Origin of the sequence: Gardnerella massiliensis (assembly GCF_003408845.1) — a bacterium.
Taxonomy (GTDB): domain Bacteria; phylum Actinomycetota; class Actinomycetes; order Actinomycetales; family Bifidobacteriaceae; genus Bifidobacterium; species Bifidobacterium vaginale_H.
Genome location: NZ_LRTV01000011.1, coordinates 50,710 through 64,853, shown reverse-complemented (window position 1 = coordinate 64,853; position 14,144 = coordinate 50,710). Strand labels below are relative to the sequence as shown.

The following is a 14,144-nucleotide window of genomic DNA, read 5'->3' as shown; positions in this document are numbered from 1 at the left end:
GGTCATATGGATTTATTCCAGGTGAAGCAAACGATAAAGTGGCTATGAGTATTAATAATGCTGATGATGCTAAGCTGAAACAATTTGTAAAAAATCATGTTAAAGAACTTAATCAATGCCTCATAACTCCACAACAAGTCTTATCGGAACTTGGTGATAAGCATGAAAAATAATTTTCGCGCTTGGCTTGAAGGTAGGCATTATATTGTTGCAATCGTTGCAATTTTATTGTCCGTAGTCCTTCCCTCTTTAATGCTTGTTATATTCAGATCATTTGTAACGCAGTTGCCAGTTTATGTTGGTTATATGTGTTTGCCAGATTCTGCTAATGTGCATAATGCGGTAGAAGGTATAACATTCCAATGTCAATCTGGTAGTAGTGTTGTTAATTTTGTTGTTCCTCTGTATGAAGTTATTGTAGTTGGGTTTATTACCGCGGCATTCGTTTGCCTTGCTCCGATTATGGTATCGTGGGAACGTTTCGTGATGAAAAGGTTGCGAATATATGCATTGAGTGCTGCTTTATTGTGTTTGTTTGTTTCATTCGGCGCTTCAGTGTTAATTGTTCGTATAATTGACTTGCAGTTATTGAGTACATTGCAGATGATTTTAGGTAATGCTTGGATTGATATTGTGCTCATAATGATTGGATTAGCCTGTTTTGGAAGGTTTTACGGCCTTGCATTTGGTGTCTTTTTAGCGGTGATGAACATTGCCACACAAGGTTTGCAAAGTAAAATTGGATTGATTTTGCGATGGTATCCTTCTGGAACTTTGCCTGCAATTCCTGGACAATCCATATTGCTATACGTCATTGTTGTGCTTACTATAATTGCAGTTTGCCTATGGGGCGGCACGTGTGGACGTGGATTGCTTTATTTTGAACGCGCTTAAAAGACGTGTCTAATTATATTTCAAAAGTCAACTCAATAGTGTTTAACAGAACGTATGTTCGATAATATTGTGATGCTTGTTTTAATGGTGGTTGCTGTAGCAATAACCGCTGTTATTGTGTTGGCTATTGTTAAGCACAACTCTGGAACGCAAGGCGCTAATGGCGTAAACCAGCGCGAATTTAACGAATTACGCTCGCAGTATGAACAAGCGCGCGCTCAAGCTCAAGAAAATGGCAATCAGGCTATACGGTATCGCACACAAGCATAGCAGCTTGCTGAACGATTAAAGTTTGTTGAAGCAGAACTTGCTAAGGCGCAGCAAGCAGAGCAATTGCGAGTGAATCGCGAAGAACAATTGCGAGCAGAGCGAGAAGAACGCGAACGATTAAATCGTGAAAAAACTTTGAAAGAGCAAGGTAAAGTCTTGGAAGCGCTTGCTCCAGTAAAAGACAATTTTTCTATGCTCGGCAATCAGGCATATGAAGGTTCGGTTTTGCCTTCGATTATTATTTTTGGCTTGCCGGCGTGGGTGATTGGTTTTCGTAAGACTTTTATGACGGTTGCCGATTTTCTTTCGCCATGTTCTGGTTGGATTGTTGATAAGCTTGGTGGTTTTCGCGCTCTTGCTATGACTGAGGGTGTGGAGGGTGTGCTCAGTTTGCTGCCGCTTCTTATGTTTGGCTCTCCTGCGTGGAAGTGGTCGCTTGTGGCTCTTTCTTGCGCATTGTTGATTACAGGTCAAGTGATTGATATTGCTAGCGAAGTTTTCGAGGTTGATGCTGCCGGCGGCGATGACGGCATGATTGTAAACTACAGTGGCATTGTAAGCGTTTTGGCGAGTGTTACAGGAACCTTGCTCGGCTCTCCGCTTGGATCTTGGATTGCAAGCTGGTCGATTCCTGCGGTTTTGATTTTCTCGTCCGTGACTTCTTTTGCGGCTTGCGCTACGCGATTTATTATGAAACAAGACATTGCGCAAGCATCTTGCGAAGTAGAGGAAGCGTCGCAAGATGTAGAGAATGAATCGCAAGCGATTAGTGAAGAAGGAGAAGTATCGCAAGTATCGCAAGTATCGCAAGAAAATGACGTTGATTCCAAATCTACATCCAATAAATCCACAGCCAAGCAATCTGCGAATCCGTTACTAAAGAGTAAAATCATGCTTCTTGCTGGATCTCTTTTGGTTGCTTTTATTCCTGCATGCTCTGTTTCTTATATTCTTCTTGGTATCGGTAAGCAATATGGCTCTCAATCTTTAACAATGCTGTATATTTTCACTGGCGTAGGAAGCGTGCTCGCGTCCGTTTTGTATGCGCATTCGTCTCAAAAACTCGGTTTAAGAAAAGTTGCGATTTTGGGTATTGCTGTGAGCTTGGTTGCTTATTGCTTTATGTTTATTAATCTTTTGCCGATGATGTGCTTCGCATTCTTCCTTCAAGCGATTGGTGGAATGCTACTAGTAGAGCCGATTATTGTTGCGCGTCAGATTCTGTTTAAAGGGAGTACTCTCGCTAAGTTTTCTGGTTGGGCGCGTCTTGCGTTTGCGATTGGTGCTACTACTGGTTCTTGGATTGGATTTGCATTCTCATCTTTGCTTCAATGGCAACTTTTGCCTATACTCGCGCTGATTTTTACTGCCGGTTTGATTGTTGTTTTGCCACAGTTACCAAACACTAGCTATGCTACAGACTAGGGATGTAGTTGTGATTTTGAATATTCTAATTGTAGTCTATTTGCATAATTTAGTATTTGGGGGAATAACCCTATTTCTATTTGTTACAAGTAAAACTTATAACACTTTATACATTTTATATGTTATCAAAAATAACAACAACAATTGTATGGCAAAAAATTATGGGATAGGATTAGTGCTAAACCTAATGATAGGTCTTTTATATATTGTAATTACAAAGGAGAATTTCTATGAAATGTCATATTTTTAAGTCTATTGCTGTAGTTGTTGTAGCATTATCAACCTGTATTTCTCTGGTATCAACTGCTCAAGCTAGTGAGATAGTGGATAACGCACCAAGTGTTGTAGAAAGTAATGTCAGTGATGCGAATATAGATAATTATGCTAAGCGTCTTGAAATTATTTTTTCAAGGTATCTCAAGTTTAATGAAATTAATAAAAAATGGACTATAACACAAGCAGGGGAGTTTTCTCATGTTCCGAAAGAAGTGCTTGAGAATTTAATTCATAAGCTCAATGCAAATGCATCTGTTGATAAGATTTCGTCTAATGATAATCATGCAGTGCGTTCGAAGGATTATGCTAAATGTATAATTGATGCTACTGGGCTAGGCACCCTTGCTGGAATATTTCGTGGTGCTTTAACAAGGTTACTTGAAAATCATCTTTGGAAGCAAGCTGCTATGTATATTTTAAAGGCAGTTGGTCCAGCCGCATTTAGAGGTGGAGCTGTGGGTCTAGCTGCATTCTTAGCAGCTTCTGCTATTTGGTGTGCGACTCCGTGGAGTAAGTGAGGAGGATATTCTTATGTACAAGGTTCTTATGTTCGTGCTGAAGTTGGTTATGTTTACAGCTGTGAATTTTATGTTCCTTTACTTGTCGATGGTGGTATATGGCCATGATTTTGGTGTGATGTTCAAAACGTATGGAAATGCGCTCGGTCCGCTTATGTTTATGCTTGCTTTGATGACAACGATGTCGTTGCCTAATGAAGGAACTATTTTTGAGGGTAAAAGCGGAAAAAGTGTGTCTAAAAACCCGAGTTTTCGTTGAAATACCAAGGAAAACTCGCTGTTATTAAGCTGAAAAGCTTAACATTTAGTATTACTTGACATTGAAAACAAAAGGGGCTTAGGACAATTTTTTAGACATTTTGTGCAATCATAGCATGATGTTCCCTAATTGTCTTTTAAGCCCCATTTTAATTCTGTGGTTGTTGTAAAAATCAATATAAGTATGAATAGCTTGACGTAATTCTTCTGTATTATCCCAGCTATGTTGCAAGAAGGTTTTCTCTTGCCAGAAGCAGGCTATCTTCTTGATATTAAAAACCATAAATAGATTCAAAAATGCATGTTTAGACCATTTGAGCCAGTCTGTTTCATTATTACTATTCTCTTTAACTACTCTAATCTTGCGCTCTAAAAGACCAATACGTTGCTTAAGTGGAATTATTTTGCCAGTTGTTGCATTAGAGAAAATACTGAAGCATATAAGAGTTTACTTAATAATTTATTAGCTCCTACTGTTGTTATTACTGATGGGAATGCTGGAGCATTGAGCGCTATTAAACAAGTTTGGCCAGAAACTCGAGTACAACGCTGTTTAGTACATATTAAACGTAATATACGCGTATTAACTACAAGCAAGCCTAGGCTGCAATCACATAAGGCTTTGTGGGGTTTAGCTAAAAAGTTAGTTAAAATCAGAACATTAGAAGAATCTGATTTATGGGTTAATTTACTACAGAAATCTTATAACCAGTGGAAAGATTGGCTTAATCAAAAAACGTTCCGTAAGAATGTTTCTGAAGAAAATATTCCTTCTTGGGTAAGAAGTAATCAACAATGGTGGTATACGCATCAGACAGCAAGAAAAGCTTATAATCTGCTTGCTAGACAGGTTAAAAATGGTACGCTATTTACCTTTCTTGATCCTCTACTATTAGAGAAAACGAGCGTTCCTATTCCTAGTACTACTAATGCTTTAGAAGGTGGTATAAATTCACAGATAAAGAAATGGTAAGTATTCATAAAGGATTATCTGAAGATCACATGCGGAGAGCTATAGAGTGGTGGTGTTACTTCAATAGTGAAAATCCTTCAGATCCTAAACAATTTATAACTTCTGAATGTTTTAAACCAAAAACTAAAAAAATTATTATTGATGATAATCCAATTGGACCAGCTCATTTAGACACTGGGTTTAACTTATGTAAAGCTGACTATCATCCAGATATTTCAATCAGAAAAGGGACTATGTGTTAAAGACACGCCGACTAATAGACACACTTTTTGCCGCTTACCTTTAGTTTCCCCCTACACGCACGACAGGATAAATCGGGCTTGACACTGCAAAATCATTCACAAGCATCAAGCCCAATACGTCAATTTCCGATCATTGCAACCATTTTGGATTCACAGCTGGAATTCCCGGATATAAATTCGTATTTTTCTGAGCTGTCAAATAGAGAAAATCTTTATTAACTTTTATTTTTTTCAATAATTTTCCAGTCTTCCTATCAAATCGTTCGATAACAAAATCTTTCAAATCAGAGGTATCGATAATCGATGGTATACGAACTATTTCATGGTTTCCTACCAGCAAACGATAGTTGACGCCCGCTGACGACTCTTGACGCGTAGTTTTATCTAACAATCGGCGAAGAACACCTGTTTGCGTATCAAGAGTAAACACTCGTCCATTCTCGGTATCAACAATATGAAGAAGCTTTTCATCGTATGCCTGTGCGTTTATGTAGCCAGCAATCTCATAAGAGACTGTGGTCGGACCATACAACACTTGACCTTTGCTGTTCTTCAATGGAATTGTTGTTATTTTACCAGTTTTCACATCCCATCGCACAAGAAAATGTTCCTGAATAGCTTTAACATCATCAGCAGAATCGCTGTGTTCTACTGCCATATCCTTTGTGCGAGCAGATGATGGACCATACGAATATAAGAAAGTAATCACACCATTGTTGCATCGTGGGCTATAAGCAGCATCAATTACTCCTGTAGATTCATTTTCTCCTTGATATAATTGCTCACCCACCATGTCTTTTTCATGGTGCCGCGATACCTCATTTAGGCCAACATTTGCTTCATTGACCATACGATACAATACAACTTCATGCTTGTCTGTTTGAGCAATTGCATACGCTTGATTACCACAGGTAGAACAAGTTTTAATAAACAGACTCTCTGAAAATTGTATTGTTTGCTGCTTACTCTCACCTTTAGCAGTCGTAGAAAGAATCTTATATGTTGTTTTACCTCTATGCTTCATCATGCTTTCGTCATACAAATCAACAAAACCGCTATTAGCAAGAGAAAATGCAAAATTCTGACGTTGCACCTTTTCTATAGAGTTTACCGTAGGTTTTCCAGCGTTCACTGGTATGAAATAACTATCACGGGAATCTGTATAGTGAAGCGCCTCAGTATTCCAAATTGGCGTTTGGCCTTCTATATTGCTCACCTTATGCAGCTTAAAACTGCCATCTTCATAAACAATTGACATAAATGCGTTGCCATTGGGAATAAGAGATGTCTGAGGGTTATGCAGCGGGATTGCAACAACCGCATGCTGCAACCGAAGATTTTCAAATTTCTCCGAATGAGCAGATACTGTATATTCTGTCGATAAAACCCAATGAAAGGCACCTACAGTAACGGCTGCAATTACAGCAATTATACCTATAACCCCGAAAATCCAGACTACTACTCTATGAGTTTTATTCCCAGTTGTGAATGAAGATTGAGGTGCAGCATTACGCACATAATCATCATTCACTCTCTTGTGAGCTTCAGATTCATGAATAAATTTTTTCCACATAATGACCGCACCTCAACTACTGAACATATTGATATTCCCTAACATATCCAGAATTTTTAATATCATATGGCCACACATATTCACCACTACCAGTATCCAAATCAATACCAGCACCATAATAATATGCAGCCCACACTAATTGAGAACAGTTAAGACCTCCCCAATCATTTCTATTAGTATCAGTAATATCTGGATTGTAACCCCTACCAATATAACCAATTGCCCGACGCGCCGCTTTATCGCGGTTTCCCTGGGAAGTTTTTACTTCAAGAATAGAGGCACCGCCGGCTGCGACACTATTTTTCCTTGATACTCGATGAGCATTCTGGAACATCCCTACTGCTTCGACAATATCATCACGATTAACATAAATTCCAGTATGCCCATGCTTCCAAACGAAAAATGATGAATTATTAGAAACAAAAATATCTCCTGTATGACGAGCTCTTGGTAACTGTGTATTCCCACTTCTTACAGAGAACCTCGCAGTATCTAACACTGAATCACGAACCGATTTCTCCACCCTACTAGCAATCGAGTCAGGGCTCTCACCAGTGCGACGCGAGGTCTCCTTTATCTGCTCATCAATTTCTTTTTCACTGAGTGTGTGATTCAGATAAGTTGATATATCCCCCAGTCTTTGCTGATAATTCTCATTATTATCTTGTCCAAATGCCAATGGGGAAAAAGTAAATAAACAAGCAGCAGAAACAACTACAGATAGACTTCGCATTATTATATTTTTCATAATATCTCTTTCTCGATAAGAAGGCATACTATGCATCTTTACAATAGTAAAACACCCTGCTCTTATTGTACGCTTCTATGAAAAAATATGCAATACTCTTTCCCTGCAATCTCGTGTATGCAACCCCGTATATGTGCGTATTTGTCAGGTTTTTTGAAGAGCATTTTTAGCATAGTAATAACTTGAACGTTTTATCTGAAGTGTTTTAATCAGAAGCTCTAACGGTAACACTAAAAGTAGTTAGGCCTATAACACTTTTTGCGGAGTGAGGATTTCTGATATTAATACGGTTGGGATTATATTAGATTTGTTGGGATTCTATTAAATACAGTTGGACTTTATTAGCCACGGTTGGGACTCTATTAGAGCGTGGCTAATGCTCGTTTTGTTTTCTAAAACGAGTGTTGTTTAACGAGAAGGGGGGTGAAAACATTGTTAACGCTTAAACCTCAAAGCACGTAGCTTTCAAGGCAAGTGTGGTTTTTACATGTCAAACTGTTATAAAAACGAGATTATTCCACTCTTTTTTACACTCATGATACGGGTCTTAAGAAAGAGCGGGTAAATGTTATAAGAATTTTTGGAACAATTAACAAGATTGTGGTTAATGATTAATCAATAAGACACTACTAATAAACAGTTAAAGCCTGATTAGCTATAGGGCGATGAGATACGTCAATAGGATCCTCATGGTTTTTCATGACTCCTATGAAGTACCTCTATTCTACTATGGCTGTTTTTCAGGTATTAGAGTCGGTACTTCATAAAGTATCGGCTCTTTTTTGTATGTGTCTTCACCCTACCGCTGCAGGCGGGAAGGGTGAGCATGAGGACTCGCAAAACTAATAGCAACGATCGAGCAACATATAAGTATACAAGTTGTGTTCGTAATGAAGATAGTAGTTATAGTGAAGAAACTATCGAAATCAAGCCAGGCGAAAACGGTGTAACCGTTGCGGATATTAAGATGCTTCACTCAATGGATGACAGCGAGGTTTACTACAACAATAAGAACCTGCGTCCAACTAGAACTGCTGAAGAAAAAGCTGAAAGTAAGGCGTGGAAAGAGAAGTACGTCAAACGTTTCGAAGAAAGACACGGCTACAAACCCAACAAAGACGACGTTGACTACGCTGCTAACAAGCATTTCCTACCCAACTATAATTCCTCGATTGACTTTGATGCAGATGGCGAGCTTGAAGTAGATAAAAGTCATCTTGCTGAAGCTCTCAGTACTACTGATGATTATGGTTTTATTACCAACGATTATGGTTTTGAAATGTCAGAAGAAATGGAGCATGCGTTTTCAACGCTTACAGACAAGCAACGTCAGGTTATTCGTTTGATGTTTATTGAAGGATACACTCAGTCAGAGATTGCAAGCATGCTTGGTATCTCGTCTGCTGGCGTGAAAAAGCATCTGGATAAGGCTCTCGAAAAGCTTAGAAAAACGCGTTAAAAAATTCTAGAAATTTTACTTGGAGGAGGTTAAAAACTCCTCCTTTTTCTTTGCCTGTGATGTGTAAGGAAGAAACCCCTTACAGAAAGGAGGCAAAACTCGTGAAACACAAGATCGTTATTAACGTCACCGGTGAAAACGGTGAGAAGAAACAGGTTCTACGTGGAGCTGTGATGCGATTACCTCAACGGTTTATCCGCTGGCTGTTTGGTGATTACTCGCAAGTCTACCTATTAGATCCCGGGAAAAGTGTTCAGTCAGTTGATGTCAAAGAAATTTAAGGAGGAAAAACCGTGAAAAACGAAATCATGAAAGAAGTCATCAAAGACTTGGAAAACTTAACAGCTCACCTTAAAACACTATTTGATGATGCCGGTGCTTCTGGTGTCGGTTGTAAAGAAACAGCTTCTAATAATAAGGAGTCTGTTAAAAAGGTGAGTTTAGAGGATGTGCGAGCGGTTTTAGCAAAACTTAGCCAACATGGTAAAACCGCGGAAGTAAAAGCGCTTATCGTCAAGTTCGGAGCTAACAGGCTTTCAGAACTTGATGAAAGTAAGTACGCTGAGCTTCTTGAAGAGGCGAAAGGTATGACAAGTGACTAAGCATGCTTTACTTTCCCCTTCTTCTGCTCACAGGTGGATTAAGTGTACTCCGAGTGCTGTTTTAGAAGAAAAGTTTGAAAACACTACTTCTGTGGCAGCTGAGGAAGGAACGGCAGCACACGCGTGGTGTGAGTACAAGCTGAATAAGCTTCTTAACCGTCCGTGTGAAAAACCGTCAACAAAGTATGACTCAAGTGAGATGCAGGAATGCTCGGATGCTTACGTGGATTTCGTGTTGGAAAAATACGAGCAGGCAAAACTTAACTGCCAAGATCCTATTATTCTCATCGAGCAGAAAGTTGATTTTTCAGCTTACGTGCCTGATGGGTTTGGTACAGCGGACTGCATTATTGTAGGCGAAAAAACGCTGCAGGTTATCGACTTTAAGTACGGTCAAGGCGTGCTGGTTGATGCTTACGAGAATCCGCAGATGAAATGCTACGCTCTTGGAGCTTTAACGCTTTTCGACAGCTTGTATGAGATACAAACTGTTGAGATGAGTATTTTTCAGCCACGTCGTGACAACGTATCAACTTTCACACTACCTGTCGAAGAGCTTATCTCTTGGGCTGAAAGTGTGCTTAAACCTAAAGCAGGGCTTGCTATTAAAGGCGAAGGCGAATTTGAAGCCGGTGACTGGTGCAGGTTTTGCAGGGCAAAAGCCACGTGCCGTAAACGTGCGGAAGAAAACCTTAAACTTGCAGAACTTGAGTTCAAACCGCCATCTGTTTTAACAGATAGTGAAATTGAAGAAGTACTCACGCTTATCCCACGGTTAACTAAGTGGGCTGATGATGTTTTAGCGTACGCCACAGATTCCGCTATTAACCACGGGAAAGAGTGGAGCGGTTTCAAACTCGTGGAAGGACGTTCAGTTCGCAAGTTTAAGGACGAGACAGCTGTTATTGAGAAAGCAAAAGCCGCAGGCTTTACCGACATTTTCAAAACTAGTCTTATCGGTTTAACGGAAATGCAAAAGCTGATGGGCAAGAAAAAATTTGAGGATATTCTGGGCGACCTCATTATAAAACCGTCCGGAAAACTTACGCTCGTACCAGACTCTGATAAGCGGGCAAAAGTCAATGTTTCAAACGCAAATAACGAATTCAAAAAGGAGAATTAGTACTATGTCTAAATTAAATAACACGAAGGTTATCACTGGTAAGAACACGCGTCTTTCCTATTTCAACGGTTGGGAGCCAAAATCTATTAACGGCGGCCCTGAAAAATATAGTGTTTCATTGCTTATCCCTAAAAGTGATGTTGAAACAGTAAACGCTATTGAGAAAGCTATTGATGCTGCGATTGAGGAAGGTGTCGGCAAGTTCGGTGGTAAAAAACCAAACAAGGCTGCTCTTAAAACACCACTCAGGGACGGGGATATTGAGCGTGATGATGAAGCGTATAAAGGACACTATTTCATTAACGCGAACTCAACCACGGCTCCGCAGATTGTAGACAAGCAGGTAAAACCAATCATGGATCGCAGTGAAGTGTATTCAGGCTGCTATGCGAGGGTTTCCATCAACTTCTACGCGTTTAACTCTAACGGTAATAAGGGAGTTGCTTGCGGTCTTGGCAATATTCAAAAGATTAGAGACGGTGAACCACTCGGCGGACGTAGTCTCGCAACCGATGATTTTACGACTTTAGAAGATGATGATTTTCTAGCATAAGGAGCGTGAGTTAATTATGGAAATTGTTATAGCGGTTTTTATTTCAGTGTTTATAGGAGTATTACTTCTTGATTTCACGGTAAAGAAACTCGTGAGTCTTTACGTTGATATTAAACACATTCTAAATAGGAATTAGAAGATTCCTGAAAATAGGATTTAGAAGATTCTATAAGTGGGGTGGCAGGTTTTCTGTCACCTCTTTTATAAGCTTGGAGGTGATGTAATTTGGAAAATTTGAGTGTGGATTTGGAGACGTTTTCGAGTGTGAATCTTGGTAAATGTGGTGTTTACAAGTACGCAGAATCGGATGATTTTGAGATACTGCTCTTTGGTTACAGTGTGGACGGTAGTGAAGTTCAGGTCGTTGATTTAGCACAAGGTGAAACCATACCGGATGTTGTGCTTTCTGCTTTAACAGATGAAACAGTGACCAAGTGGGCGTTTAACGCTCAGTTTGAAAGAGTCTGCTTATCACGCTACCTGCGAGATAAAGGCATCAATGTTAACCCTGGTCAAACAGTGAAAAGTGAAAGCTTGTTTTTAAACCCAAGCTCCTGGCATTGCACAATGATCTGGTCAGCCACACTGGGGCTACCCATGTCTTTGGAAAGCGTGGGAGCAGTATTGGGTCTTGATAAGCAGAAACTTACTGAGGGTAAGAATCTTATTAAATATTTCTGCCTGCCGTGTAATCCTACGAAAGTAAACGGTGGAAGAACAAGAAACAAGTATTTTCACGATAAGGAAAAGTGGGATCTGTTTAAATCGTATAACAAGCGTGATGTGGAAGTTGAAATGAGTATTCAAGAAAAGCTCTCACGCTTTCCCGTGCCAGACTTTTTATGGCAGGAGTTTTATCTCGACCAACAGATAAACGACCGTGGGATTGAAATAGATCCTCTTTTCGTTGAATCAGCCATAAAACTCGACCAAGAGGTGAAAACTCATCTCGTGGATGAGCTTAAGCATGTTACAGGTTTAGAAAACCCGAACTCCGTGTTACAAATGCGCTCTTGGCTTAAAGAGCATGGGCTTGAAATGGAGTCGCTTGGTAAAAAAGAAGTCGCTAAAGAGCTTAAAACAGTGGGTAAAGAGTTGGCTGAAGTTTTACGGCTTCGCCAGCAGCTTGCTAAATCTTCGGTGAAAAAGTATACGGCGATGAAAAACGCTGCTTGCATGGATTATCGGGAGCGTGGCATGTTTCGCTTCTATGGTGCAAACCGTACAGGAAGATTCGCAGGAAGGCTCGTGCAATTACAAAACCTACCACAAAACCATCTGTCTGATCTAGCTGAGGCTAGAAGTCTTGTTAAACAAGGAAACGTTGAAGCGTTGGAAATGCTTTATGAGGATATTCCGGATACTTTATCCCAGCTTATCCGCACTGCTTTTATTCCACGCACGGGATTTAAGTTTATTGTCGCAGACTTTTCAGCAATCGAAGCGAGAGTCTTGGCTTGGCTTGCGGGTGAAAAATGGCGTATGCGAGTATTCGCGGAGGGTAAAGACATTTACTGCTCGTCAGCATCTCAAATGTTTAGCGTGCCTGTTGAAAAACACGGAGTAAACGGGCACCTGCGGCAGAAAGGTAAGATCGCGGAACTCGCTTGTATTGCTGAAGGTGAACTTGTACTCACAGATGAAGGGCTTGTTCCAATTGAAGAAGTCACTACAAAACAAAAAGTGTGGGACGGAGAAAACTGGGTCAACCATAACGGAGTTGTTTTTAAGGGTGTAAAGGAGGTAATCGAGTATGAAGGACTTAGAGCAACACCAGACCATCTCGTCTGGGTTAAAGGGAAACCGAAGCCAATACGGTTTATTGAATCCGCCATCTGCAAAACACATCTCATACAAACCGGAGATGGTCGGAGAACAATACGGCTGGGTGAAAATCATAAGTGCAGAGAAACACTGGAATCAAAAGCAAAACCACTGTTATGTACTGACACAATGCGTAGGGTGCGGAAGTGTCCAATGGCAGGACTTAAACAGTCTAAAGTCGGGCAAATCAAAAGGGTGTCAAGCTTGCTCACAGCCGAAACAAATACCAATATGGTTAGAAAAGCGGCTAAGTGCTGCAAAACAGCGATGCATCAATCCAAGAGATCCAAATTACAAAAACTATGGTGCAAGAGGGATAAAGTGGTGCTTCCATTCTGTTTTAGAAGCAGGCTTGTGGATTTTACAAGAGGTAGACAATGTGCAAAAAGACTGGGAATTAGATCGGATAAATACAAACGGCAACTACGAAAAAGGAAATATCCGCTTTGTTCCAAGAATAGTCAATCAAAACAACAAGCAGAACGCTATCCTAACACGGTGGGAGCAACAATATTGGCCATACGCAAGATCGGTAGTTACAAGAATGCTATCGAAAGGAATGGGCAGAGAAGAAATCATATCAAGAGCAAATACAGCTGTAGTGCAACACAGAAAAAACTGGCGTTTAATCGAAGCAAGGCTCGAGTTTATGACATACGAAATGCCGGACCAAATCATCGTTTTACCGTATCGGGAAAGCTCGTGCATAACTGTGGCTACGGTGGTGCAGTAGGAGCATTAAAGGCAATGGGTGCTCTTGATATGGGTTTACATGAAGATGATTTGCAACAGTTAGTTAATGATTGGAGATCTGCTAATCCACATATTGTTTCATTGTGGTGGGATGTGGACAGAGCTGTAAAACAGTGTGTACACGAACGCATTTCTGTTCGAACACACAATATAGTGTTCACTTACAAGAGTGGGTTTCTTATCATCAAACTGCCTTCGAAAAGATGCCTTTACTATGTGAAGCCACGCGTGGAAGAAAACAAGTATGGTGGCGAATCAGTCACCTATGAGGGTGTGGGGTCTACTAAAAAATGGGAGCGGCTGGAAAGTTATGGGCCTAAATTTGTGGAAAATATTACGCAAGCTATAGCTCGTGACATTCTACTTTACGCCATGCAAACGTTGAAAGAATATCGCATCGTTGCTCACGTGCATGATGAAGCCATTATCGAAACTGATAAAAGCGTGAGTGTTCAAAGCGTGTGTGAGCTAATGGGAAGAACACCACCTTGGGCAGAAGGGCTTCTTTTACGAGCTGACGGCTACGAGTGCGAGTTTTACAAAAAAGATTAAAAAAAATTTAGGAGCAGGGTTAAAAACCTGCTCTTTTTCTTTGCCTGTGATTTAGAAGGTAATACCGCCTTCAGAAAGAACGTAAAAGGATACGCGAATGA

The 14,144-nt window shown here is 40.3% G+C and carries 14 protein-coding genes and 1 pseudogene; 12 read left to right on the top strand and 3 right to left on the bottom strand.

Annotation, left to right across the window (positions count from 1 at the left end):
* The first annotated feature begins 162 nt into the window (after positions 1-162).
* The 5 genes from AXE77_RS06160 to AXE77_RS06135 all read left to right on the top strand — a co-directional run bounded on the left by AXE77_RS06160 (position 163) and on the right by AXE77_RS06135 (position 3,642).
* Positions 163-894 (top strand): hypothetical protein, encoded by a 732-nt coding sequence (locus tag AXE77_RS06160; protein WP_116712599.1) that lies wholly within the window; start codon positions 163-165, stop codon positions 892-894.
* 54 nt (positions 895-948) lie between these two features.
* The gene (locus AXE77_RS06895) at positions 949-1,164 is read left to right on the top strand and encodes a hypothetical protein (RefSeq protein ID WP_240612675.1); all 216 of its coding nucleotides are present in this window, start codon (positions 949-951) and stop codon (positions 1,162-1,164) included.
* A 135-nt stretch (positions 1,165-1,299) separates the two neighbouring features.
* Positions 1,300-2,589, top strand: a complete 1,290-nt coding sequence (locus AXE77_RS06150; protein ID WP_240612676.1) for an MFS transporter — start codon at positions 1,300-1,302, stop codon at positions 2,587-2,589.
* 230 nt (positions 2,590-2,819) lie between these two features.
* The gene (locus tag AXE77_RS06140; RefSeq protein WP_116712597.1) at positions 2,820-3,383 is read left to right on the top strand and encodes a hypothetical protein; all 564 of its coding nucleotides are present in this window, start codon (positions 2,820-2,822) and stop codon (positions 3,381-3,383) included.
* Between the two features lie 13 nt (positions 3,384-3,396).
* Entirely contained in the window at positions 3,397-3,642 is a 246-nt protein-coding gene (locus tag AXE77_RS06135; protein ID WP_116712596.1) for a hypothetical protein, read from the top strand.
* A gap of 108 nt (positions 3,643-3,750) precedes the next feature.
* Here AXE77_RS06135 and AXE77_RS06130 read toward each other — a convergent pair whose 3' ends face one another.
* Positions 3,751-3,924 carry an IS3 family transposase gene (locus AXE77_RS06130; RefSeq protein WP_116712602.1) on the bottom strand — a complete coding sequence of 58 codons (174 nt, stop codon included), beginning with the start codon at positions 3,922-3,924 and terminating at the stop codon, positions 3,751-3,753.
* 132 nt (positions 3,925-4,056) lie between these two features.
* Here AXE77_RS06130 and AXE77_RS06120 point away from each other — a divergent pair.
* Positions 4,057-4,856: pseudogene (locus tag AXE77_RS06120) on the top strand (transposase); the annotation flags it as partial.
* A 130-nt stretch (positions 4,857-4,986) separates the two neighbouring features.
* Here AXE77_RS06120 and AXE77_RS06115 read toward each other — a convergent pair.
* Positions 4,987-6,429 carry a hypothetical protein gene (locus AXE77_RS06115; RefSeq protein WP_116712595.1) on the bottom strand — a complete coding sequence of 481 codons (1,443 nt, stop codon included), beginning with the start codon at positions 6,427-6,429 and terminating at the stop codon, positions 4,987-4,989.
* A gap of 16 nt (positions 6,430-6,445) precedes the next feature.
* Complete coding sequence (locus AXE77_RS06110) at positions 6,446-7,204, bottom strand: hypothetical protein (protein WP_240612674.1); 759 nt, start codon at positions 7,202-7,204, stop codon at positions 6,446-6,448.
* A gap of 799 nt (positions 7,205-8,003) precedes the next feature.
* Here AXE77_RS06110 and AXE77_RS06105 point away from each other — a divergent pair.
* From AXE77_RS06105 to AXE77_RS06080, 6 genes are all read left to right on the top strand, one after another.
* A complete protein-coding gene (locus tag AXE77_RS06105; protein WP_116712594.1) occupies positions 8,004-8,636 on the top strand; it encodes a sigma-70 family RNA polymerase sigma factor in 633 nt (210 codons plus the stop codon).
* Between the two features lie 101 nt (positions 8,637-8,737).
* Positions 8,738-8,917 (top strand): hypothetical protein, encoded by a 180-nt coding sequence (locus AXE77_RS06100; RefSeq protein ID WP_240611349.1) that lies wholly within the window; start codon positions 8,738-8,740, stop codon positions 8,915-8,917.
* Positions 8,918-8,944: 27 nt separating this feature from the next.
* A complete protein-coding gene (locus tag AXE77_RS06095) occupies positions 8,945-9,238 on the top strand; it encodes a hypothetical protein (protein ID WP_430886657.1) in 294 nt (97 codons plus the stop codon).
* Positions 9,231-10,361 carry a DUF2800 domain-containing protein gene (locus tag AXE77_RS06090; RefSeq protein WP_116712591.1) on the top strand — a complete coding sequence of 377 codons (1,131 nt, stop codon included), beginning with the start codon at positions 9,231-9,233 and terminating at the stop codon, positions 10,359-10,361. The genes AXE77_RS06095 and AXE77_RS06090 overlap by 8 nt, the downstream gene beginning before the upstream one ends.
* Positions 10,362-10,365: 4 nt before the next feature.
* Positions 10,366-10,914, top strand: a complete 549-nt coding sequence (locus AXE77_RS06085; protein ID WP_004105030.1) for a DUF2815 family protein — start codon at positions 10,366-10,368, stop codon at positions 10,912-10,914.
* 225 nt (positions 10,915-11,139) lie between these two features.
* The gene (locus tag AXE77_RS06080; RefSeq protein ID WP_116712590.1) at positions 11,140-14,043 is read left to right on the top strand and encodes a DNA polymerase; all 2,904 of its coding nucleotides are present in this window, start codon (positions 11,140-11,142) and stop codon (positions 14,041-14,043) included.
* Positions 14,044-14,144 lie beyond the last annotated feature (101 nt).